Annotated in this window: 14 protein-coding genes and 1 pseudogene; 1 reads left to right on the top strand and 14 read right to left on the bottom strand. The window is 58.6% G+C overall.

The genetic code is table 11. The features are described from left to right. Positions 1–290: 290 nt before the first annotated feature. From NKJ46_RS22275 to NKJ46_RS22265, 3 genes are all read right to left on the bottom strand, one after another. Positions 291–3761 carry an ATP-binding protein gene (locus NKJ46_RS22275; protein WP_352667648.1) on the bottom strand — a complete coding sequence of 1157 codons (3471 nt, stop codon included), beginning with the start codon at positions 3759–3761 and terminating at the stop codon, positions 291–293. Beyond that, the gene (locus tag NKJ46_RS22270) at positions 3758–5017 is read right to left on the bottom strand and encodes a metallophosphoesterase family protein (protein ID WP_352667646.1); all 1260 of its coding nucleotides are present in this window, start codon (positions 5015–5017) and stop codon (positions 3758–3760) included. Before NKJ46_RS22270 ends, NKJ46_RS22275 begins: the two co-directional genes overlap by 4 nt. Before the next feature lie 70 nt (positions 5018–5087). Further along, positions 5088–10676 carry a DUF3320 domain-containing protein gene (locus NKJ46_RS22265; protein WP_352667643.1) on the bottom strand — a complete coding sequence of 1863 codons (5589 nt, stop codon included), beginning with the start codon at positions 10674–10676 and terminating at the stop codon, positions 5088–5090. 537 nt (positions 10677–11213) lie between these two features. Here NKJ46_RS22265 and NKJ46_RS22260 point away from each other — a divergent pair. Next, the gene (locus tag NKJ46_RS22260) at positions 11214–12041 is read left to right on the top strand and encodes a thermonuclease family protein (RefSeq protein ID WP_352667641.1); all 828 of its coding nucleotides are present in this window, start codon (positions 11214–11216) and stop codon (positions 12039–12041) included. Positions 12042–12070: 29 nt separating this feature from the next. Here the strand turns inward: NKJ46_RS22260 and NKJ46_RS22255 are convergent, their stop codons facing one another. From NKJ46_RS22255 to hemP, 11 genes and pseudogenes are all read right to left on the bottom strand, one after another. Beyond that, positions 12071–12952 (bottom strand): hypothetical protein, encoded by an 882-nt coding sequence (locus NKJ46_RS22255; protein ID WP_352491527.1) that lies wholly within the window; start codon positions 12950–12952, stop codon positions 12071–12073. 126 nt (positions 12953–13078) lie between these two features. Next, positions 13079–13225 (bottom strand): annotated as a pseudogene (locus tag NKJ46_RS22250) (DUF4236 domain-containing protein); the annotation flags it as partial. 58 nt (positions 13226–13283) lie between these two features. Further along, the gene (locus NKJ46_RS22245; RefSeq protein ID WP_352491463.1) at positions 13284–14324 is read right to left on the bottom strand and encodes an OmpA family protein; all 1041 of its coding nucleotides are present in this window, start codon (positions 14322–14324) and stop codon (positions 13284–13286) included. Then, positions 14321–15634 (bottom strand): methyl-accepting chemotaxis protein, encoded by a 1314-nt coding sequence (locus tag NKJ46_RS22240; protein ID WP_352516048.1) that lies wholly within the window; start codon positions 15632–15634, stop codon positions 14321–14323. The genes NKJ46_RS22245 and NKJ46_RS22240 overlap by 4 nt, the downstream gene beginning before the upstream one ends. Continuing rightward, positions 15634–16389 (bottom strand): hypothetical protein, encoded by a 756-nt coding sequence (locus NKJ46_RS22235; RefSeq protein ID WP_352667638.1) that lies wholly within the window; start codon positions 16387–16389, stop codon positions 15634–15636. Before NKJ46_RS22235 ends, NKJ46_RS22240 begins: the two co-directional genes overlap by 1 nt. A 55-nt stretch (positions 16390–16444) precedes the next feature. Continuing rightward, complete coding sequence (locus tag NKJ46_RS22230) at positions 16445–17878, bottom strand: hypothetical protein (protein WP_352516062.1); 1434 nt, start codon at positions 17876–17878, stop codon at positions 16445–16447. Positions 17879–18732: 854 nt separating this feature from the next. Further along, positions 18733–19344, bottom strand: coding sequence for a nitrogen fixation protein NifQ (locus NKJ46_RS22225; RefSeq protein ID WP_352491520.1), 612 nt, complete (start codon positions 19342–19344; stop codon positions 18733–18735). A gap of 323 nt (positions 19345–19667) precedes the next feature. After that, the gene (locus NKJ46_RS22220; protein WP_352491466.1) at positions 19668–19868 is read right to left on the bottom strand and encodes a ferredoxin; all 201 of its coding nucleotides are present in this window, start codon (positions 19866–19868) and stop codon (positions 19668–19670) included. Between the two features lie 40 nt (positions 19869–19908). Beyond that, positions 19909–21126, bottom strand: coding sequence for a cytochrome P450 (locus tag NKJ46_RS22215; protein WP_352667636.1), 1218 nt, complete (start codon positions 21124–21126; stop codon positions 19909–19911). Positions 21127–21978: 852 nt separating this feature from the next. Then, positions 21979–23046: a hemin-degrading factor gene (locus NKJ46_RS22210; protein WP_352667633.1), complete on the bottom strand. Its 1068-nt coding sequence runs from the start codon at positions 23044–23046 to the stop codon at positions 21979–21981. Between the two features lie 32 nt (positions 23047–23078). Beyond that, complete coding sequence (hemP, locus tag NKJ46_RS22205) at positions 23079–23183, bottom strand: hemin uptake protein HemP (RefSeq protein WP_023678236.1); 105 nt, start codon at positions 23181–23183, stop codon at positions 23079–23081. Between the last annotated feature and the right edge of the window lie 580 nt (positions 23184–23763).

Raw genomic sequence — 23763 nt, 5'->3', positions numbered from 1 at the left:
CACCTGCCGATCCAATTCGCCCTTAATCGTCTCGAAGAGCCGTAAACGTACCCGTCATCGGCTGCAACAAAGTTGCATTCCGCGCAATAACCCTGCTTACTCGGAAATGCCCCGCCACCGAGAGGCGGGTCATCCGCGCTCCGCCCGGCGTAGTCGTTCATCCACGCAACATTGCAGAACAAAATAGGCATTTCTCAACCTCTATGGGACGTCATGACGGATTCGATCGAAAGTTCCTATGTCAGACGAGTTGGTTAGTTGAACCGTTTTGAGGCGAATTCTAATCGAGCCTAATCCAGCTGGTGAATGGTAGATTGTGGCACAACAGCCTTGGCGATTTCACATAAGTGCTTGTGGTGCGTGAGATAGATGACCTGACCTGTGTTCGCCATCTCCCCAAACAATCTGAAAACCTCCTCCGAGCGAATATGGTCAAAGGTTTCCATGATGTCGTCGGCGATGAAGGGAACCGAGGGCCGGAATTGCGCGAACTCGTAATAACCGGCGAGCCTCAGTGCCAGGTAGAGCTGAAAGCGCGCGCCCTTCGAAAGCGCGTCAGCGAGCTTGGATTGCCCGTCGCGCTGCACCGCGATGAGAACCTCCCCGCCTTTCACGGGCTGGGTTGTAAGGCCTGAATACTGCCCACGGGTCATTAGCTTGAATGCGTCTGATGCACGCGCCATCATCCCCGAACGGTGGTTCTCACGGTAGATCCGCAAAGCATTTCCAGCCGACATGATGCCGAGCTTCAGCTCGATGTAACGAACGGCCTTCTCCTCGATTTTCAACAGGGTTGTGCGCCGTTCGGCATCCAGGTGTGCAACCGCGCTGTCGCCGCCGATGGCGTCCAGCTTATCGGCCGCGCGTGTCTGCCGGATCAGCTGTTGCTGGATCATCTCATCGAACTGGCGAAGCCGCTGCTCGCCCTCAGCCTTCTCGACCGTGAGGCTGTCGAAATCGATCGCGTCCAGGATCGAGCGTGCCTCCTCGAATCCGTCGACTGCAAGTTCCGTCACTACCCGTTCCTCAAGTTCAGCGACGGCAGCGCGCAATCCATCCCGCTCGCGCAGCAGCTCATCGCGTTCGACTACCTCGGACAAAGTGGCGACGCCAAAAACGCCCAGCACTTCGTTCTTGCGGCGTTCGTGCGCCGAAATCTCATTGTCGAGGATGTCGCGCGCCTCCTTCAGGCGCTTCAGGTCGTGGCCGAGGCTTGCCTTCGTTTCGCGTGTCCGCTCGGCGCGCTCCAGGCGCTCGGCAAGGCGGATGGCCAACTGCTCCGGCTCGCCATCCTCCGTCGGCTCGTCGGCTTCAACCGCTACGGCGATGACCTCGACCAGAAAATTAGCCCTGTCGGCCGCCATCTTGTCGATACGCAGCTGCAGATCGTCCCGTTCCTGCAGGCTTCTTGACAGTTCGGCCAATTGATCGAGCACAGTGCCGACGCCGGATGCTGAGAGCCCGCTTTCGAGCCAAGTTCCCTTGAGTGCTTCGACAATGCCGGCCAGCCATTCCTCCTCGCGACGCTCCGCCACGCCTACGGCAACCCGTCGGGCCGCTAGATCCTCTTCTTTGGAGCCCACCATTCTGAGCGCCTCGGCATACTCTGCGTCCACCTTGCGCTGCCGATCCAGAAACAGCTCAGCGATGGCCATGATTGCTTCGAGGGTGTCGCCGGGCTCTGATACTATGCCGACGCTTTCCAGCGCTGCTCTCATTTCCAAGCGTATCTGCTCGCCGGCGTCAGCGGCTCGCTCCGCCTTCCTGCGGAGAAGTTCGATCTGCTCCCAGGCAGCGAGCGCATCGCTGCGCGCCTCGATCTGATCCTCGATCCTTTCGATCAGGCGCTCAGACGAAGGTTCCACGGCGTCTCCGAGCAGGTCTCTGGCGGCCGCGCGGATTTCCAACAATTGGGTATCCACATCCTTGCCGAGCTGTGTGCGTTGGATGCCGTTGCGTGACAGGTTGGCCGCGACCTCGGCCAGTTCGCGAGTCGTTGCCCGGATCTCGGCAAGATCCGCCGCGCCGGCCAGCCGGCCCGCGCTGGCAATGTCATCGCGCGCCAGTGCCACGGCGAAATCGTCAGCGGTGTCACCGGTCAGCGCTGCGCGGTGTGTTGCCCACGCATCATCGCGGACACGGCGGATCGCGGCAGCCCCATCATCGTCGACAACGTCGACCGAGGCACGAAGGGCATCCAATCCAGCCTTGAGCATGGCACGGTTGCCCTCGTATTCGGCGAGGCGTTCGGCAAGTACGGCGGTGTTTCTTGCCAGTTCTGACGCTACTGTCTTCCAGGCGGCAATGTGCCCGGCGCTCGGAACCGCGACGTTGGCGAGAGCAAGGGCATCTCCTCTCCATGGACGCAAGCGCGCGAGCGACACCTCCCATCGAATTGTTCCCGCATCTTCTGCCTCGCGAGCCGTCCTGATCTCCGCCAGGTGTCCGCTTGCTCGCGCTTTCGACAAAGCCGAGCCCAGCCTTGCCCTGGCAGGTTCGGGCACTGCCCTTTCCTCGCCGACCCGCTGCCTTGCCGCCTGCAGCGCATCGAGTGCTGCCGCCGCCTCGTCGCGGGCGGCGCGCACCCCGGTAGCAATCCCGGACCTCTGCTCGACCATAGCGCGAACGACGCCAACGGTGACGGCAGGCAGAAGCAGCGCGGCAGGATCCGGCTCGGAAGATCGACCCAAGGCGGCTAGGCAGCTTGCCACGGTGTTGTTGAGGATTTGCAGCCCCATCCTGCGAGTGGGCAAGTCAAAGCCAGCCGCGGTATGGCGCACTTTGCTCTCCGCAAGCCCGCGAATTCGTTCGGAAATCGACAGGATCGATCCATCCTCATCGACCGCAGTGACTTTTGCCGCCAAGCGCTGGACCTCGTCGATGTTTGCGGACAGCCGCGTTCTGAGGCTGGCATCGTCATCGATGAGTCCGGTGACACTACCCGTCCACGTGCGAGCTGGGGAGGCGATGTCCGGCAGCTCATTCAGCCGGGCAATCTTGCGCCGGATATCCGCCCGCATCGGCGCAGCACGCACGTAACGAGCAATGGTATCCAGCCTGGCCACCAGCACCGCTCGGTCACTGATGGTCCGGTCGTATTGCTGCGCTGCATCGAGACGTTCGGCCTCCAGGCCCTCGTAGGTTGATGCAAGGGTATCGATCGCATCCCTGCGCGACTTCACGTCAACAAGGCGCTTCTTCAGGAGCGCCAGTTCGGTGCCATGCGCCTGCTTCCGATACAGAGCGTCTGCTTCGGCCTCGAGGGTGTTCAACGTATCACTTGCGTTCCCAAGACCGGCGCTTGCCGTGAAGAGGAGCTTGCCGAGGTCGCCCCGCGACTCCAGAATCGACTTCCCGCCCGCTTCCAGCGTCTCGTCATCGAGTGAGAACATCGTCGTGTAAGCGTCACGCGACAGTCCGGCGAGATGCGCCGTGATCGCCACGTCGCTCACCGGTTGGCCCGTCGCGTTCAATAGCGAATTAGTACGCTGTTTCGTACGCGTGAACGTGTGCTCGGAGCCGGCCAGTTCCAGCACGCCGCCAATGCGCATGGCGCTGTACTCGTGCAGGAAGTTGTAGCGGCTCCGTTCCTCGATGCCGAACAGCAAGTCTAAGTAGGCGGAAAGCGCGGTCGATTTGCCGGCCTCATTCAGGCCGAACACGATATGCAGGTCAGGTCCGGATTCCGGTTTGGGTCCGAAGTCGATCGTGCTATTGGTGAACTTTCCATAGCGAATGAGGTCAAGTCGCCGCAACCTCATGACGATCCACCGGACTTAAGGCGGGCAGTGACCAAGTCCGCACCCTTGGAAAGCACCTGATCGAGGAACTGCTCCAGCCCGGCTTCGTCCTTCCCAGCAAAATCCCGTCCGTCGGCCGGAAGGTCGGTGACCATCTTTTGGACGAACGCCCTCGCCTCAGCGCGGAAGGCCTCCGAGGTGGCATCGGCTCGCATTGATTGCCCGAGTTCGAAAATCGGATCAGCAATATCCTCGTCGGTCTCCGTCCGAGGCGGCGCGAGGTCAAGCTCGAGCTTCTCCACCCACGTATGGCCCAGCTGTTCCGCAGCCTGTTCGGCTTCGGCAAGAAGGAGGTCCCTGTCGCGGATCAGCGCCCATAACAATGGTGACGTCCCTCTCAGGCCAACGCGGGCCACAGCATGACGCGATCGGACGGTGGCCCGCATCTCTTCGAGCGCGAAACGAATACACGCGACGGCCTCGGGCCACTCCACCGCCCCGGTAAGGTCGACGCTCACCCGTTCGAACTGCGCAACGCTGGTCAGCCGTTCCTCGATCTCCACCGAACGGTCGTCGCGCACCGTCACCAGGGTGACTGATTTCTCACCCGCCTCGTTTATATCCCTCCCCTGAGGTATTCCCGGCATCACCACGGTGCTTGCGCCGGAATAGACTTGACGAACATGAATGTGGCCGAGGGCCCAATAGTCGAAACCGTGGGCGTGCAGGTCAGCGATGCTGCAGGGCGCGTAAACGTCGTGACCGGGCGATCCAGCCAGACTGGTATGCATGATGCCTATGTTGACGGCCCCTTCACGAGCAGCCGGATATTTGGTCAGCAGGCTGTCCGGGGCCTTTGGGTTCGCAAAGCTCAAACCGTGGAAAACGATGTCCAGACCGCCGGCTGTCTGCAATACCGACTGAGCACGACCGCCGAAGATGGTAACGGTGTCGGGAAACACCAGCTGTTTGGAAATCCGCGACAAGGCGTCATGATTGCCGCGGATCTTGAAAACCCTGATGCCGGTCTGGTGGAGGCGTGTCATTTGCGATGCCAGAAACCGCGCAGTTTTCATCGAGGTCTGCTCGCCATCGTATAGGTCGCCAGCAATGACCAACGCGTCGACTCGTTCCTCAAGGCAGAGATCCACTATCGAAACGAATGCCTGGCGGCTGGCGTCGCCCACGAGCCCGGCAAGATCGGGATTTCGCATGGCCAGCGAACGAAGCGGCGAGTCGAGATGAATATCGGCCGTGTGTACGAATCGAAATGCCATTCGGCCTCCGCCAGGGAAAGAGGTGTTCTGAGCTCGACTGAAATTGCAGCGAGGTCGCTGCAACGCCCCATTACACTTCGGCTAATTTCTCGCTCGTGGAGTCGCCGACCACCAACAAGCCGTCTTGGGACCGTAACAATCCCTTGGCAACTGAATCGGCGACCGCGGCCGAAATTAGCTGCTTCAGTTGTGCGCTTGTGGCTTTGAAGCCCAGCATCCTCGCAACGCCTGTGGCAATTTCTTCCTCTGTCGCACCGAGATTGGATTTCACGACTTCCATAGCGCCTTGGGCGACCTCGTCCTGCGCAATCATTTCGGGCTTACGCAATCCAGGGGACACGACCGCACTGCGATCTCTAAGACGAACAGGAGCACCCGGCTTGAAGCAGAAGTTGCCTCGACGGGCTACTGCACCATCTCTCTGTGCTATGCCTACACCTCGCTCGATTGCATCCTGAATCCTGCCACCGGCCCGCTGCAGACCCCACGCGTCCCGAATACGCGAAACTATTTCGTCGACATGGATTGGTGTTTCTGTAGCCACGACCTGCTCGACCAGCCCGGCCATGATTCCGCTGGGCGTCTCGTGGAGTTCGAACGATCCCGGTCGCCTTAGCTGAGTCTCTTCGTAGGCTCGATTGGGAGTCTCGGATCCGTTTGTGCTCTCGAGACCGATTTCCGTCACGTTGCCCCGGTCGACCATAACAACCTGAACGGCTACAGCACGATTTCTCTGAACCCCCAATTCGGCCCGCTCATCGAGTTCCTTTCTGGCAGCCTCAATCGCTAGTATGGTTCGCTCCAGCTGCTCATGAGGTCGTTGGAACCAGTCAGCGCTCCAGATCCGATGAATAATCCAACCATGATCCTCAAGGACGGATTGCCGTAGCCGGTCTCGATCTCTGGCCGAGCGCGACGAATGATATTCTGCACCATCGCATTCGATGCCGAGTATATACCGGCCTGGCCTCTCTGGATCCGCAACCGCGAGGTCGATGAAGAAACCGGCAATGCCCACCTGAGCATGAACCTGATAACCTTTTTCGATCAGCGCGTTGGCTACCTGTTCTTCAAAGATTGAATCCATTTCGCGAACCGTGGCCTGGGCAAGCGAAATTCGCCCTGTTCTCGCGTAGTGCAAGAAGAGCTTGAAGGCGAAGATGCCTTTCCCTTTGCCACGCTCCAGGTCGATGTCTTCGTCTGTGATGGACGCGAATACTTCGCAGCTGCGCTTGGCTCGGCTTATGAGGACGTTGAGCCGACGCTCGCCGCCTTCCGCACCAAGAGGGCCGAAACGCATGGCCATGTATCCCTGCGCATTCTTGGCATACCCCACCGAGATCATGATCACGTCGCGCTCATCGCCTTGAACATTCTCAAGGTTCTTGACAAAGAATGGCTCGCTGGGATGCGCGTGAAAGAACTCCTCCGTATCGGGATTTAGTCGCCGCAGCGCTTCGAGTTCATCCTGGATCGCGCGGCGTTGGCTAACCGAAAATGTTGCAACGCCTAGAGTCTCTTGCGGGTTCACCTTCGCATGACGGATGATCGCTTCGGCTACTGCTCTCGCCTCTACCGGATTGGTTCCTGTGCCACCGGAATCGAAGACCCCCTCCGGCACATGATGAAACCGCAACCCCATGCCTGCCTCTTGGGTATAGGGGCTTGGCACGATGAAAAGCCGGTTCTCGTAGAACTGGCTGTTCGATACGGCGATCAGAGATTGGTGACGGCTACGGTAGTGCCAGCGGAGCATACGCTGCGGCAAGCCGCGGGCCGTGAACAGGCCGAGGATGCTTTCGATGTCGGCGACCTGCGCGCCCTCACCCTCGTCATCTTCAGACTGCGAGCCTGTCATCTTCGCGAAGAATGTCGTGGGTGGCAGTTGGCGTTCGTCGCCAACAACGACCACCTGATTGGCCCTGGCGATCGAGCCAAGCGCGTCCACAGGCTGTATCTGAGACGCCTCGTCCATCACAAGCAGATCGAAGGACATCCTGCCGGGCGACAGGAATTGGGCCACCGAAAGCGGGCTCATCATGAACACTGGCTTGAGTGCCTGGATGGCAGGCCCTGCCTTCTGCATCAACTGCCGGATAGGCATGTGGCCCCGTCTGCGCGCCATCTCAGAACGAAGCAGTCCGACTGGTCCAGCTCCGCCGTCTCTTGAAGGAATTTTTCGGTGATGAGCCGTCACAACTTCGATGGCACCGGCCTTGATCCTCTGTCGGTCCAGATCCGCGAAGTCACGTACAGCCCTGGAATGCAGTTCCCCGTCGAACCTTGCCAGCTCCGGCTCATCGGTCGCCATCGCTAGAAACATTCGTTCGTAGTAGGCCATATCGAAGACTGATCGCGCCGATCCTGTTGTAATCTGGCCGTCGGCTAGGCCGTCTATCAACTGTCCCAGTCCAGCCTTTCGGGCCGTTTCGGATCGCTCTTCATAGGCAACCCATTTCGAGAGCTGTTCCTGATGATCGAGCCACCCCTCCAGTCGAGAAACAACCTCGACTATCGCGACGTCTGGAAAATCGTCTACTCCAAACAAGGAGGGAGCATCGGCTTTCAAATCCCCTGCAAGCGCCTTCAATTCCCGCGCTGCCGCTTGGGCCGCTTCACGCGCTGAACGCGCCAAGTTTGCGATCTCTTTTCTTTCAGGCAACCGCGCAGCCAAATGCCGGATTGAGCCATTTTCTCTCAGCCAAAGTTCGGCTTGCGCGAGAGCGGCCCAATCGGATCCTCGACCGAGCCACGACGAGCCGAATGCGAACTTGCCAAGGCTTTCCCCGTCGTCGATCTCTTGAGCAAGCGCTTGTAGTCTGCCTAGTCGGCGCAGTATCTCCACCCGCTCACTGATCAGATCTGGAACGTCAGTCAGAACCTGTCGTGACGCGTCATCGGCTTGAGCTACAGTGCTTGCCTTCGTTTCCATCAGTTGCAGCGAGGCCCGCTCGGCGGAAGCCACGTCACCTAGCATGGATGACGCAAGGTGGCCTAAATCGTTCCAGAACCCCTCGATAATCGGCTGACCGATGTCGATCACCTTACGAACTCGGACCGCACGCGCGCCCGCTTCAGAGCGCTCCGCCATCCGCCCGGCTATAATTCGCGGTTCCGAGCCAAGTCCCCTCAGCGTGCGCATCCACTCCACTAAGGCCTGGAGTGGTGCCGAAGACGATCTCTCCCCGCGCCAATCGGCTCCGAAGGCGGAACGGCCAAAGGCGTCGCCTTCGCGCACTTTTGCTGCGGCCGCCTGGCCCTTCATCAGAATGTCGAGGAGACCCACTATCTCCGCCGCAGGCGCGCTAGGGGCTACCAAAATAGTCCGCACAAGTGCAGTGGCGCGACGGTAGTCGCCATTCAATGCTTTCAATATTCCCGTGTGCGTGGCGAGCGCTTGCCGCGCCGCGGCCACGTTGGTACTCCACGCGGCATCAACAACCTTGCCCTGAAGCTCGGCTCTAGCAGTCTCTAGCGTTGCTACGCTGTCGGCAAGGTCACCAGCCTGTTCCAGCCCGGAGTCCCAAACTGTGGCTGCGAATGCCTCAGGGCTCGCATCGGGGGCTGCCGCAACTCTCTCGCCGGTCATCACTAGCCTGAGGAGTCCTGCAAGCGTGTCCGGTAAAACCGTAGACCCCAGTTCTTGATTTAGCCGCTCAGCTTCTTCCCGTAAGCGTGGGAGCAACACGGTTAGCTGGCGCGCACGAACGAAACCATCTTTCGGAAAGTCTGAAGGAAGCTTAGCAAGCTCTGTCTCGAGACCTTCGATTGGCGTGTCGATAGCCGTCGCCACCAACTGCTCCGACAGTTCCTCGGATTTGCGGTTGAAATCCGTTCCTGTCCAGAGAAGCGATGCAATGTCCTTTGGACGCTCATCCCAAACCGGCGAGACTAGCGCCTCGGCAGGAAGTCCAGGTGCGGACGCGAGAAGCTCAGCACGATCTTCTACCTCGCCGCTGTCGCTGAGGATTTGCGGAGGCTTCGCCTCGATCCGCTCAGCAATATCGGCCAGTTTGGCGTGCAGAGCCTTTGCTTGATCCAGCGACGACGCAATGCGTGGGACGAGCCTCTCAATAGTCGTTGGTAGAACGACATCCAGGCCAACTCCCCGCCATGGGTGGTGGATCGGCAAGCCGATCTCGTTGATCCGCTGAGACACCTCATCGAGAAGTTTGCGACGTTGCGAGACACCGTCATTCGTCCAAGAGGTGGCATCCTCAAGTTCAATATCAACTGGTTTTTGCCCGTTCTGCCTTAGTCGGGTTAGCTGGCCAAGAACCTGGTATGGAGTGAGTTCGGACGTTCCAAATGCAACGTGCATTCGTGCAGCATGTGCATTGAGTTTATCGCGAGCCTCCAGCAAGCGCTCAGTCAGGGAAGAAGGAAGCTGTCCCCTAGGCGATCCGAGTTGCCAGGTGCGCCGCAGCTCCTCCAGCATCATGCGCTTGTTCGCCTTGTTACTATGGAGCTCGAGGCAGGCGTCCCCCACTCCGGCAGTATCAAGCCGTCGCTTCACGACTTCCAGCGCAGCCATTTTTTCGGCCACGAACAGCACGGTCTTTCCGTCGGCAACGGCCGACCCGATAATGTTTGCGATCGTCTGCGATTTTCCTGTCCCAGGCGGACCTTGGATAACGAGGTCGCGACCTTTTCTTGCATCATGGATCGCCAGCGTCTGAGAACTGTCACTGTCGACGATATGCAACATTTCGGCAGGCGCAATATGCGGATCAATCGCATTGTCGTCCGACATCAGCGGTTCGCGTGCGTCGAAACCATCTGAAAGAAGCGAGCGGATCTTCGGTTGTTCGATAATCTTTGCGCCATCCGGCCAGAGATCCGGATCCAGGTCACGGTACATCAAGAACTTAGCGAACGAGAAGAAGCCGAGCACCATATCATCGGCAAGCACCTGCCAACCCTCTTTCGTCGACACTGCTTCGGCAACGGCATCGAGATAGGCCGAGACGTCGAAGTCGTCTCCCACTTCAAAACGCGGCAGGGCGAGCTTGCGGATGCGGTCGAGATAGAGTTCCAAGGAGAGGTTTGCGGTAAGATCTTCCGGACGAGCTCGCAGCCGAAACTTTTCTCCAGCGGCCCCTCGCTCAAGCCGTACCGGCACCAAAATGAGAGGAGCCTGACGGATGTTTTCTTTGTTGTTCGGGTCAATCCACTTCAGCATGCCAAGGGCCAGAAAGAGGATATTGACGCCCTGCTCTTCCTCAAGTGTGCGGGCATCGTGGTAGAGATCAAGGAGCCGGCGCTGCAGCCCCGTTGGGGTCATCCTCGTCTGAAGCTTGGTGTCAGAATGTCGCGCAGATACCCCTCTATCGTCGAATCCTTCGTCCTCAGGCTGAGCAAGAGCAACGGGGGAATAGTCGATTTCCTCGTCTGGAGGGCTGCTTTCAACCTGGCCTGCCTTCGGCCGATCCGGCTTGCCGGCCAGGAAGGTAAAAGCCTTTCCTTCGCTCACCAGCAATCGATAGATCTCAGACGACCTCTCGTCGACAATATCGATCGTCTTCGCGCTCTTTGAAAACCGTGGCACATTCAAAAGTCGGTTGCGAGCAGAAAGGTCGAGCAATTCCATCCTGGCTCGCTCGAGCTTTTCCTTTAAAGGCAGATCGCTTTGGAAGACCGATTTTTCAACTTCCGACACTCACACCCCCCTGATAGGCTGGACACATAGAGCCTACACAAGGGCTGTCCGCAACATAAAATGCTCGTTTTTCAACTTCGAATGGCTGCCACCAACACTTCAATCGTTTTAGTATTGTGAGCACCGCAGCTTAGTGGAAAATTGCGGATGTTTGTTTAATGTTCCGGACACTTCGCATCCCCACCTTGATCTCGAGGTTCCCTTTCGGACAAAATGCCATCATACCTCTGGACGAGGTGTTGGCAGCTCTGGCATCTGCCTCGCCGGCCACGACCAACTGGCGCACAAGCCGACTTCTTTTTCAATCGGCCCTCCTAATTGCATTCCGAGAAAACTTGTAGGCTCCAGCGCGGAAAGATGGTCGTGTTCACGAAAAGGGCAACTACAAAGTCGTGACTTCGGGCTGATCTGCGAAGGCACCATGGTGTTCAAAGCGCCGAACTACAAGGCAAACCAGCGCCAGCGAAAAAGGCGCCTACGAAGCGTGCAGAGGCACGTTAGAAATCATGCAGCCTGCGTTTCGCAAAGGATCGGAAATTGAATAACAATCGCTATTCTCATCGTCGCCGCGCGCGACCAAGGCGCGGCGCGGAACCAATCGTCCGCAGACGTTTCTTTCCAGATGTGTCCTTGCCTCTGATCCTAGTGATCGTGGTGGCCTTGGCTGCTTACGCCACCCACTATTTTACAGGGCCGGGCGACCAGTTACGTGGTCTGGATATAGCAAACTCGACCGGGTCGAGACCGGCGCCGATTGTCGGCATAGCATCGGTGGTTGATGGAGACACGATAGAGATCCACGGGCAGCGCGTCCGCTTCAACGGCATCGATGCACCCGAAAGCCGCCAATACTGCAATGACGCGAGCGGACATCAATACCCCTGCGGGCGCCAGGCGGCCGAAGCACTGGCGAATTTCCTTGCGGCTTCGCGGCCTGTCCAATGCACATTTGTTTCATGGGATCGGTACCGTCGCTTCGTCGGTGATTGCCGTCGCGCGGACGGTGTCAGCGTCGCGTCCTGGATGGTTGAACATGGTCGAGCCTTGGACTGGCCCCGCTACAGCCACGGGGCCTATGCGCAACAGCAAACTAAGGCTGAAACCGCTAAGGTCGGAATCTGGATTGGAACTTTTGACAACCCTTGGGATTGGCGCGAACAACATTCGGAAGCTACGAACCCAACCAAAAGCCCACTTGGGCTCATCAGCCGTCGCCAAGTAGCACAGAGCTACTCATGCCAACCTCGCCGCTTTTGCAGGCAGATTTCATCTTGCGAAGAAGCGCGTTGGTATCTCGCCAACTGCTCATGGGGGAGCAAGTTGGATCGAGATAGCGATGGGATTCCATGCGAAGGCGTTTGCTGACCTGGCCATGCTTTGAGCCATCGCCACTATCAGTCCCTTGAGTGCGCGTTCAGCGTTATGGATTGGCGGTCGGAGCTTCGATGCAATTGCGCGAGTGCCGATAGAGCCTGGCAAAAGGGCTGGCTGACGTTTGTCTTGGAAAATTCCACCAGCTCGTTAAGTCCGGACGGGCTAGAAAACCGCAACGCTTCGTAGCGGCAGACAGGGATCTGCCGATTGTCTTTGAAACGCTTGTCGGGCCCGCCGTTTTTGTTTGGGTGAGCCCAAGTGTAGCTCACGATCTCCGCATCAGATGGAACTTTGCCGGTCTCGATAAAATTACTCGGGGCGAATTGGGTCTGCAGATCGGCATATCCGACTGCGCCGTATCGGTTTCCGTCCTTCACCAGCACTAGGTCAGGCATGAAGAAGAGCACCTGCCGACCCACATGGATTGAAGGCGGAGTAACGTTGCTGCGCACAACCTTCGGCAAGGAGCTTTCAAGTGTCGTGGGCTTTTTATCGACCAGCATGCTGGCCCCGGCATTTCGCTTCCAAGCCGTCAGATCCTCTATCTTGCCGCCGGCAGCGACATGCCATCTCCCGCCGCAGCCGGTGAGAGTTTCGAACGCGCCGACAAGTCGCCCGTAGGCGGCCTCCGCGTCTTTTTCCAAATCGTAATAGAGCACGCTTACCCGGCGGTAGCTGTCAAACCATTTGCCAATGAGCATACCCGGCACAAAGGCACCGATGCCCAGCACCGGTGCGGCACCTCCGAGCTTGGTCCCCACAAGGAAACCTGCAATCCCGAACAGAACCGCGAGTGCTACGGACAGCCGCGTCTGCGATTGCCTAGCATTGATTTCATCGAGTACATTGGCAAATGTCTCGTCACGCATCTCCACCACATCGCGGGACTCGATTTCCCTCATTACGACGCCGTCAGAGACGTACTCCGGGGGCGAGGATTGTGGACGGGGTTGCGGCGCAGATCGGGTTTGAGAGAGCTGTACTACCTTCTTGGCGCTAGCCTTGCCTAAAGTGCCACGATAGTAGAGCCCACCGACGCCGGCGTGGATGTAGTGACCTCGTGGCCCAGTGCCGATGCGGAGGCCCTTCACGCCAACGGAAGCGCCAACCCCGCCGGACGAAAAGTTAAAGCGGAATGGTCCCGCACTGATCGATTTTCGAACGTAAAACCCCATAGCCCAATCCCCCAACTCAACTGCCGTACCGGCTAAGGCGCCAGTCTCTCGTCCCCATTCATGGCTTGGCGCCACCAACCGGCGCCAATTTTGATCGCTGCCTCACCCTAATCTCGATGCGCCTTCGAGCCCGCACATCGCCCATCTGCGCTCCGTCGGTGAGATGATCGCCGGGCAGGATGAGCTGACCACCTGACATCGGCAAAATCGTAAACCCCTTTAATGCGGGCATGTCACTGAGCACACTCGTGACTGAAATCGCGCGCGCCAGACCAAGGCCGGCATTGTCGGCGGGATGGAGTGAGCCGATTTCCACTTTCCCTGACAAAACCGGTTGGAGCCCTTTGTCCATGTTGGAGGATTCGCCCGCCATTGCCTGTTCGTCCGTGTGTCCAATCACCTCAATCACGTCGACACCGTAAGAGGTCGCAGTGCCGGCGATTGTCTTCGCAAGATCGCGCAACTTTGTTTTGAACGGATCCGAAAGCTCTGCGCTTCCGGTATCGAAATTATAGCCATCCAGTTCGCTGAGACTAATGATCGGCGGCCAATCGTGAGGTTTTGCTGCTTGCGTCGGCTCTGCAGCCTTCTTGAGCACATCAGCCAGATCCTGCAGCCCTTTGTCGGTGCCGATGTAACCAAATTCTTTCAAGACCTTCGCCGCATCTATCATGGCCTTGGCCTGATCAACGCTTATGTCGTTGTCCGCAAGGACCTTCGCGACAGGGGCATTTCGCACGACCTCCTCCAGGGAAATACCTGCTTCCTTGACCGACTTAACAGCATCCTTGGCCAGGACCAGCTCGCGCCATTCTTCGTCGGGAACGGTTCCTCCGCTCGCGGGCTGAAACACCGCTTTTATCTGAGCCAGAAGCCGCTTGTTTTCGGCTTCGAGCCTCTGCACGTTTTCCTTGTTTGATTGAGCGGCTCGCAGCGCCTCATCGGTCTCTTTCTGCTTTTTCGTGATGATAGCACCGGCTGCTAGCAGCAGGCAGAACACCAAAAGCAGCATCGTCTCGGCCATGGTCAGGCCCAGTATCAAACCGCGGCCGTAACCCTTGCGCTCGAAGGCGACCGAAGTTCCGCCAGCGTCACTCACCTGCCCCACCAACTGGTTCGCTTAGGCGGTTCCGTTCGTTCGGCGGGAGGCTCGCTTCCCAGAGTTTGGAAAGCGTCTGGTTGGGGCTCAGGCTCGACCCTAATCGGTGCGCTCTCGACGGTGTCATTTGCGGCCAGATCTGCCAGTGGCTGTTCGATCGCGATAGGAGCGTTGAGAGGGGGAACAGGCCTCGGCGCGTGGAGGCTTCTTCCTGCCAAGGTTGCGACAAGGTCTCCGGTGTCCTTGCTTTGCTTTTGCACCACTGCAGCAAGCGCCTGGGTCAAGCGCTGTTGCGCTTGGACACTCTCCGCTGTTTGCTCTGCGGCTGCCACAGCCCTTTCCACACCTGCGGCCACTTTAGCCACAGCATCAACGATGCCCGCCATGCGGGCTTGCTGTTCCTGCGAAGCCGTCTCTGTTTTGACAGCATATTGGGCGACCGCGCTGCCAAGGAGTTTCACCATCGGCGCCAGATCGTTCTTAAGGACCTCATCAGGGACGACAACCTTCTCTAACTTGGTGGCTACGCTGTCGGCCTGTTCACCCAGTCTGCCAACTGAAGAGGACATTGAGCTGTTGGCCTTGTCGAGCAGATCGGCTGCCGCCTCGACGCGCTGTGCGATCGACGAGAACTGACTTTCGATCTGCCCAAAATTATCGCTCAAAGCATTGCTGAGCTTTCCCGAGGCCTCTTGAACCGGTTTGATCGATTCCATCGCGATTTTATCCAGCGCCGATCTTATGTGCTCTCCGTTCCGCTCCGCTTGAACGGCAATTTCGGCAAAACCCTCCTCCAACATCTGATTGCTGACGCGGCGAAAGTCAGCGAATTCCCTGGTTACACTTTCCATCTCAGCTCTTACACGACGCGTCATATCGGCGAGTTCGTGCCTGGCCGTCCGTTCGATGTCGGCAGGATCGCGGCGCATCTGATTGTAAAAGATCCGCAGAGCAATGCCCGTGATCGTCGACGTCACCGCGATACCAAAGTTCCTCACGATTGTGTCGGTGGATCCTTCGGAACCAAACTGAAACAGCGATACGCCGAGACTCGTCAACGTAAACAGGAAACCCATGTAGTAGAGATTGTCGCCAGTCTGCTCATCGTGGAGCCGCAGCTTGCCGGTGAAGACGGACGCGGCAAGATAGATGAGCATCAGGCATACCGGTGCGCTCGCCGCCATTATCGGGTCTACGCCCGACAGCTTGGCTATTGCGATGAACACACAGCCGCCCAGGGTTAGTGTCGCAAAGACGACAAGGGGCAGGCTCGGATGTCCCAAGAAGGACTCCCCTCGCTTCTTGGCCATCAGTTTAACCCCTCCAACCCTACCAGCTTCTCAAACTCGCCATGATGAGCTTGAACCCACCGGGTCCAGAACTCTGCATGTCCGAAAGAGCCAAATGGCTTCTTCGCCCTATCGACATAGAGTATCGTAACCCCCACGCCATCAAGCGATGTCCCGTAGGTCCTGTCGGCCGAACTATCAAGGTACTTCTGGTAATCGAGACCCGAACGATATTGTGAGTACAGCGCCGTATGTTCAATCATATCCGACACGACTATTATTCGCTTTGCGGTCTTCTCTTTCGCCAAACCGCTATCGAATAATGACAGTTTGATTTTTTGCATTCCGGCCATGATTGGAGATTGGCTAGCGGATTCTCCATTGGGAATCTGGTCGGGAAGCTTCGTCAGAGGATCCTCGAATGCATCTTCCCATTTCTTCTGCCGCCGGGACGGATTGTTCGTCCAGCTGTCGACCGTCGAGCCATCGCCCGGGTTGCATCCATCAAACATCACAGTCAGGTCGCCGGGGGTCGGGCCCAGCGTCAATATCCTCAGATAGCCGCCGGGCTCGACGCGCCCAATGGTCTTACGGAATTCATTCTTCAAATCGGCCATGGTTATTGGCGAAATCGGGTCGGTGGCGTCGATCAAGACCGCCGTCAGGCTTACAGGACCGGCCAACGGGCAATTCGTGCTGGCGTCGATTTGGTCCTTCCCGGATCTCGACCACATCCAAACAAAACCGGCCAGCATCGCAGCCGACAGCACGGCCAATCCAACTGCTGCCACAATGGTGCCGCCACTGCCATTCTTTCTTCTGCGGCCCCGCCTAGCCATTCACGCTGTCCGGATGAAGCTTGTCGAGATCTCGGTACTGTTCGATCCCCCGCTCGCATTCCAGCCCGATGAGCCGCACCTGAGCGTTGAGTTCTTCCTGCGCGTCACGAATTGAGGCGCCCAGGTCCTTCTCGCTCCATTCATCGTCGGACGATATCAGGGGTTTTATGCGCTCGAGTCTGTAGGGCGTGGCAAAATGTTTTGGCGCTGGCTCTGTGCGGGCCTGGATATTGGCCTCCCTGTACTTTGCGAGAAGCTGGTTGCAGGCTCGCTCCAGCTGGTCTTGATGCTGCACAAAGAGCGTCAGCAGCCTCGACCGATGATCGATGATCGCCCGATGCTCCCTGCGTCTGCTCCCCAGCCGCTTGACGATGTCCTCCACCTTCTCGTTGTGCTCATCGCGCACCTCTTGCAGAGCCTCGATGAGCTCGCTCTTGCGCTCGATGTAGTCTTCCCTGCGAGCGACCAATCTGTTTTCGACACCCGCATAGCCTGGGTATGGGTCGAGAACGAACCAGCCGTCGATAAATGCAAAAATCGAAAACATGAGACCGATGCCGAACAGAAGCCAGGATTTCACATCCATAAGGCCGGCCGGATTGGCGAGCATGCTGCGCACAACCTCGACACCGGCTCCGTTCACAAAGGACCCGCTGACCTCGCGGTAATGTGCAAGCGCTAGGTTTATGGTCAATGCCAAGCCGATGTATGCCACTATCGACAACGCGCCGATCACCTTCACGAAAAACGATCTGTGAGTCACCAGGCGTGCACAGAATATTGCGAAAAGCAGAGCGGCGCCGATGTTCAAAAACGAGAACGCGGCGGCTTCGAGGAGTCCGCCAAAAAATCCCTGTTCATTTCCCTTGGCAAGGAAATTTCCGTTCATCGCCGTTTCAATCAGAAACAGGAAAATCAGCAAGGAAATTCGGAAAACGTAGGCTGCTCCGTGCTGAATCCTAACGGCGCGGACAAGCCCGTGCTTCTGTTTGAACCAGGCGTGCTCCTTCTCCGCGTCGTTGAGCGATTTTCGCAATCCGTGAAGTTCGTCCAGGCCTACCGCGATCGAGGCCTTGAAATCAGAAACACTGGCGGCGTTCGCCTGACGGATCAGACCAAATTGCTCTTCAAAGTCGAGGCCCGCCAAACGTCCGGAGAGAAGCTGCAGGCTATCCTCGAGGGTGTGGTGTGCCGCCTTTTTTTCGTCCTCGACCCTCTCGATGACTGCATGCTCAACGTCGTCGAAATTCTTGGCCGCCTTCGGAGGTTGGTTCGCCTCGCCCCGCTGCTTTCCGCGATCTCCAAGATCCATTTCGCGATCAATTTTCGCGACATCCAAGCTATTGAACAATTGGGTGCTGGCGCGGAAATCGTGATTTGCCTCTAGCAGTGACTCTCGCAGTTTATTTAGCTTTTCGAATTTTATTCCCACAGCACCGCACCCAGATTTTGTACCTCTGCCCGCACAAATGGCTTCTATGCACAGTAGAAGCAAAGGGCAACTGCGTCTTCGCAACTCTGCGGTCCACTGCTCACGAGACGATCGTCTGATGTAAAAATGACCACGATAGCTGCCGTGGCAAGCGGGCTTGGGCGAATGAATAGGCCAGGCAGCATACTCTTCTCCGCCGGGCTTTGTGGCGAAGGAACTGAAGATCACGCCAACGAGCTGATAAAATCGACTCCAGAGGCGTTTGCGCAGTAGCAGAAGCGCGCGCCCTATTTGGCTGGGACTAGACTGCCGACCCCAATGTCCGCCGTCCTGTGAAACCGGCTACGACCTCGATTGCTTCGTCGGCGACGTTGATTCGTTTGAGGCCAACAGAATTAGTCTTGAGCTTGATCGCCAACTTTTCTGCATCCTTCAACCGGGCCAACTGCTGCTCCAACTGGGCTTGCAGCTTTGCAATTTCCGGTTCAGGTCGAAAGTCGCCTTCTCTTCGAGCGCCTTTCTTATCGGCCCGCTGAAAATCGGTCGAAGTCTGGCGTTACCAGGTATAATGCTGACGTCAACAATGGACGCTTCGATATACCCGTCCACGTGGCCAGTTCCGTTCGTTCTTGCCGACTGGTTCTGCTGGGCGCAGTTATTTATGGCGCCTTGCTTGCCGCAGGGGCCATTCGCAGGTCGCGGCCAGTCATCTTGCCCAGGAGGCCGAAAAGAGGGCTATCGCTGCCGAAATGGCCGTCTCAACGATGGCGTCCGTCGAGATTTGACAACAGACATATGGCGCGGCGCGAGCGCTGACGCTGTACGACTGACGCAAGCGGCTCTCAATCCTAGGCGTTGTCCTTGGTCCGTGTGAGGCGGCTTTCGCCTTCATCCGGGCCGAAGCAGCTTTCGAAATCATTGCAGTCCCGGCAACTGGGGGCGCTGCACAGCGAAAAACCTTCGGCCTCGCAGAGCTTTCGGTAAAAGTATTTTTTCCATTTCATGTTTTGGGTGTTGCCGGCCGCCAGCGTCGGAAAATGCGAGGCGAGCAGGCGGCCGAGGTCGGTTCGATTAAAAAGGCCAAGGTCCTGCCAGAGGTGGTCATTGCGCATCGCACGCCGGGCGATGATCTTGGCGAAGCGGGCGCTCGCCGGGTCGCCATGTCGGGCATGCGCCAGCAGCAGTCCATGCAGAAGTTCTTCTTCCAGATCCGGCTCGGGCTCGCTCACCTCTTTCAAGGCAAACGCGTTGATAGGAAAAGCAGGGAAACAGCGGACCAGGACATCGCGCAACTCGGCGCGCGAAAGTCCGGTTGCCTCTGTCGCCGTCGCCTCGCCGGCCTCGATCTCCTCGAGCGCACGTGAAAGCACACAGGCAAGCACATGCTGGTCGAACCTCCTCTCCAGCTCGATGTGCGGCCATTGGCCGGTGCTGAGCCGGGCATAATGTTGGGCAAATATGGTGCGTTCTCCTGGTTTCGTCCTATCAAATCATGCAGAGACCCGGCCTGCCGCAACATGGGTCGGGCAGTTCTTCGGTATGGCACTCCGGGTCGCCTCGCGTCGAGTAGTTCGGCAATTCTCGTCTGGTCCGTCGGCTCTGACGCAAATTCTGTGATTGGAAGAGGTGTTCGCGAACCCCTGCCCTGCCGTTTGCGCCTCACGGGGAACACTGGCGCCGGAAATGCCCCTGCAGAGTTGGACGTGAACCGTGCGGGACAGAGGTCGCGTGCTGAGTGCGGCCACATGGTTCAAGCCCGCCAGACTCTCGGTTGAATGAGTCCTCAAAGCGCGCAGCGGGTGAGTTCCAGCGCACGTTCAGGACAGGATCGCGCGCCCCGCGATGCAGGCAGTTCCTCCCCTTCCGCAACTTCAATGTCACCGGGCAGGATGTAGCCCTCGTCATCAAGCTTGAAGATGTCCGGCGCTTGCGCCGCGCATCGCGCGTGACCCTGGCATTTGGCCTTTTGGACGATGATGCGCATTGCGCTGCCTCCATTGTCTGTGCCCCGGGTCGGGGCGGGCCTAAGACCAGTCCAGGATCAAATTTTCGATCCCGAACACATGGCCGCCAGAAGTTATCGGTGCCGTACCCTGCTTGATCCTGAAAGCCGGGATGCGCGCCAACCACTCCTCCAGGCCAATGACAATCTCCCGCCGGGCAAGGTGTGAGCCAAGGCAACGGTGGGGACCATAGCCAAACGCTGCGTGGCGGTTGTCCTCCCGCTCCAAATCGATTGTGTTGGGGCATTCGAATTCCGCCGGGTCACGATTGGCAATCATCGTGGCGCAGGAAACATAGTCCCCCTTCCGGATCGGCGCGCCTTCGAAGTCGATATCTTTCGTAGCCACGCGGATCAACTGAATGGGCGGATAGGCCCGCAGCAATTCTTCGGTTGCGAGCGGGATGCGGTCCGGTTCGCTCCGCAGCAATTGCTGATCTTTGAGGTTGCGCGCGAGGTACGCCAAGTCAAAGCCTATAGCTGCTGCGACCGTGTCGAGCCCAGCGACGAAGACAAGCACGCCGATGCCGCGGACTTGGGTGTCCGTCAGCCGGCGGCCCTCGACCCGTGCCTGCACGATAAAGCTCATGAAATCGTCAACCGCCTCCTGGCGGCGCATGGCTGCAAGTTCGTCGATGAATGCCACGATCGTCCGGGCAGCCACAGGTCGTTCCTTATCGTCGCCGTGGAGCAGATCTTTCCCCCAGCCGACGAATGTATCGAGTCGGTCATCGGGCAACCCCAGAAAGCGAAGAAAGGTGCTCACCGCGAAAGGAAAGGCAAAATCCTTCATCACGTCGCAGCTTGTGGCCGACGCGGCGATCCTTTCGATCAGCTCGACCGCCCGTTCGCGGACAGCCGGTTCCAAAGCCAACACCCGCTTTGGCGAAAGCAGCGGATTGAGCAGTGAGCGAAAGACGCCATGGGCCGGTGGATCGAGCTCAAGCGGGATCGTCGGCCAGTTTTCACCCAGTATGGAGGAGAAGATGCTGCGATGGCTGGAAAAAGTCTCTGCGTCCTGCAGCACCTTCCGCTGGTCCGCGGCACGGGTGATGACCCAGGTACCCCGGCCATCTTGCGTGTTGTAGCGGGAGTAAAAGATCGGAGGCCCGTCATGTACGCAAGCGACAGCTGCGTGTGGATCCCCGTTGGGTGTTGGTGGCATCCCTGGCGATGTAAACAGGCTGAAGTCCCTCACCATTTCGGGCGGGACATGATCTGGAACGGGGTTGGTCGCCATTTTGTTTTCTCTACATTGGCGTTCATGGCTCGATTGAGATTGCACCGCTGTTCATAAACTCGATTTCCAGCATGGGCACGTCTCTTGTCGGGCGCCTTCTAGATTCTGTCGCCTGATACAGCCCACCTGCACCAGCGCGGATGAGATCGGTTGCGAAGTCGATCAGAAGGGGCATCTCCGCCGCGCTGCGGGCATGAAGCAAAGCCGCCGCTTATCCCCGTTAGGGTTGAGAGGCTGGTCAATCACCTCTGAGCTCCGTGACGCACTGCTGATGCCCTGCTGATCAAATTGTCGAAGCAAGTCGCGTGCCGGATAGGCGTACCCATGGCGCTGCACCAAGCAATGCCAGCCTGCACTAGGCCCGCCGCTGATGATCACCTGTCCATCATTCTTAGGACAACGTCCGACAACCGACATCCGTGGTCGGTTTTGTCGAGTCCGCGACATCGGGCTGTTCGGCTTGGCTGCTGCTGCACAGCCTTCCGGTCGACGAGCGAGGAGATCGCTCGCACGGCCCGGATTGAGCAACGACGCGATCCAGCGCAAGGTTCGGGTGCGGTCCGACAAGACCCGGCCGCGCTTCCGCTTCGGTTCGGCGCTGATGGCATATGCGTTGTTGTAGCCGCTGCAAGGATTTCCGGTCAGACGAGCGATGCACTCGTGCGCAGCGATCCGGCCGGCGACGAGCCTGACTGTATCGATGCGGTCAATTCCGGCGTGCACACCTGACCGTGCGTATGCGCTAACACGGCAAGCTCTATCGCACATGGACCTATATTTCCTCGCGAGCCGCTGTCGGAACGTGGCGCCGAGCCCTATGGCGGCCGGTTCAATCCTACGGGCCTGCCGGCTCTACACATCCCTGTCGGTCGGACCGGGAACGCGTGGCAGACTCTCGGCCAGAAACCGCCAGTCGCTGCGCTCGCGTTCGCCTTCCTTGCGCGTGCCGAAGAACTGGATGATCATCTTGCCGTCGGCGCCATAGGCTTCAATGGACGTGACGTGACCATCCCTCGTCGGCTTGCGCACGGCCCAGACCTCGCGGATGTGATGGGTCCTAAGATGCAGATGGAAGGTCTCGTCGAGCACATTGATCCGCGGCCCGATCTGCTTGACCGACTTGATCGGGCCGGAATGGATCTGGATGCAACCATGATTGCCGACAAAGCACATGATCGGCATCTCGTCTTCGGCCGCCTGTTGGAACAGGGCGCCAACGGCATCATTGTCGAGCAGCCAGGCATAATCCTCGTCGGCCATACGCATCGCCTGGCAGCGGCTGAGCTTCAGTGCCTTCAACATATGGTAGAACTGATGCACGTCGCTCAGCCGGCTCCAGTGCTCGCGTAGGTCGTCGACCGTGGCGGCTTGGTCTGGACTCACTGCGTTATCGCGCGCCCCGCTCGCCTCGACCGATATGATCGGCTCCTGGTCGGAGGATGCGAGCTCTGCCGCCAGATGCTGATAGGCCTGCAGGTTCGAAGCGGGCCTGAGATGTACTTTGTGCATCGCCTCGCCGGTGGCATCAAAGAATTGCAGGCTGCGGCGGATCTCGGCTCCCTCGCGCTTCTCGACGGCGAAGCCATACGCCCACGCTTTCGGGAAGATGCGCAGGTCGATCTCGTCGCCGAGCACCATGGCATGCGGGTTGCCGGTGACCACTTTGTCGTAGACGCCGATCTTTTGGTGCACGGCACTTTGGTTGCGGGTGACCGCCATCACCTCGCCGACCGCTTCGAGGCCGGTCAGCAGATCATCGACGCGCGGCTCGATGCGCACCGCGCCGTGACCACAATGCGCCGCGACCAATTCGGCTTCCGAAATGCCGAATCGAGCGGCGAGATCATGCTCCCGGATTTTCGGGTTGTCTTCGCACGCCCGCCGGATTTCGTCCGGCGACGGTTTCTCGCGCTGGTCCATGTCTTACCCCTGCTTCCACCTACGTGTGAGGATCAGCTGCCCTGCCGGTGAATCTTCAGCCGATAGGGCGCGCCGTAATGCTCGACCCTGATCTGCTGCTGGCCCGTGAACAAAGTGTCGCTGGACAGCGTGCGCACATCGTCGCACCCGCGCGAAAACCGGGGGTGCTATCGGAGCGGCGAGACCCGAGTGACACGAGCAGGCACATGTTGATGGAATCACATCGAGCCGGTCGGTGGCCACCGGGCGGTGGTGAGCGATTGTGGGTGTTGTCGCAATCGGCCAATCGGTCATTCGGATGCCACGGGCGGCGCTGCTTTGCCAAACAAAGCGTGTCTGACCCAGTCCTGACATGTTGCTCCCTTGCTTCGGCGCATCGATCGCGAGGGCACCCACGACACGATTGTGGATCGGCAGTCTCTTGCCGCCTCGCCAGTGGAGCTTCAAAAACCGTGCCAATTGCGCCGAAGCAAGCTCAGAAGGAGTCTTCTGTAATGGTCATTGGTTTAATGTGAGTTCAGCCAACAACTCAGGCTTAACATCCCGCGTGGCGGACCCGACAAACCCGACAGTACGTGTCGGTTGGCCGACACCTTCGCAGCAATGGACTCACAAGAACCACCGCAGGGTCAGAGATGCCGCGCTGTGGTGAAACGGTTTTCGCTTTGGCACGGTGCATGCAGCGTGATGCGCAAGCAGGTCCCGGACTGAGGAGAA

The organism is Mesorhizobium sp. M0166, assembly GCF_040322255.1.
Classification (GTDB): Bacteria; Pseudomonadota; Alphaproteobacteria; order Rhizobiales; family Rhizobiaceae; genus Mesorhizobium.
Note: the sequence above shows the minus strand (reverse complement) of the source record. Positions and strands in the feature narration are given on the sequence as shown.

Excerpts from the sequence above, each read along its gene's own strand:
- NKJ46_RS22255 (WP_352491527.1), bottom strand. The coding sequence starts at position 12,952 with ATGAGGGAAATCGAGTCCCGCGATGTGGTGGAGATGCGTGACGAGACA.
- NKJ46_RS22220 (WP_352491466.1), bottom strand. The coding sequence starts at position 19,868 with ATGCGCATCATCGTCCAAAAGGCCAAATGCCAGGGTCACGCGCGATGC.
- NKJ46_RS22275 (WP_352667648.1), bottom strand. The coding sequence starts at position 3,761 with ATGAGGTTGCGGCGACTTGACCTCATTCGCTATGGAAAGTTCACCAAT.
- NKJ46_RS22210 (WP_352667633.1), bottom strand. The coding sequence starts at position 23,046 with ATGGACCAGCGCGAGAAACCGTCGCCGGACGAAATCCGGCGGGCGTGC.
- NKJ46_RS22240 (WP_352516048.1), bottom strand. The coding sequence starts at position 15,634 with ATGGCCAAGAAGCGAGGGGAGTCCTTCTTGGGACATCCGAGCCTGCCC.
- NKJ46_RS22270 (WP_352667646.1), bottom strand. The coding sequence starts at position 5,017 with ATGGCATTTCGATTCGTACACACGGCCGATATTCATCTCGACTCGCCG.
- NKJ46_RS22215 (WP_352667636.1), bottom strand. The coding sequence starts at position 21,126 with ATGGCGACCAACCCCGTTCCAGATCATGTCCCGCCCGAAATGGTGAGG.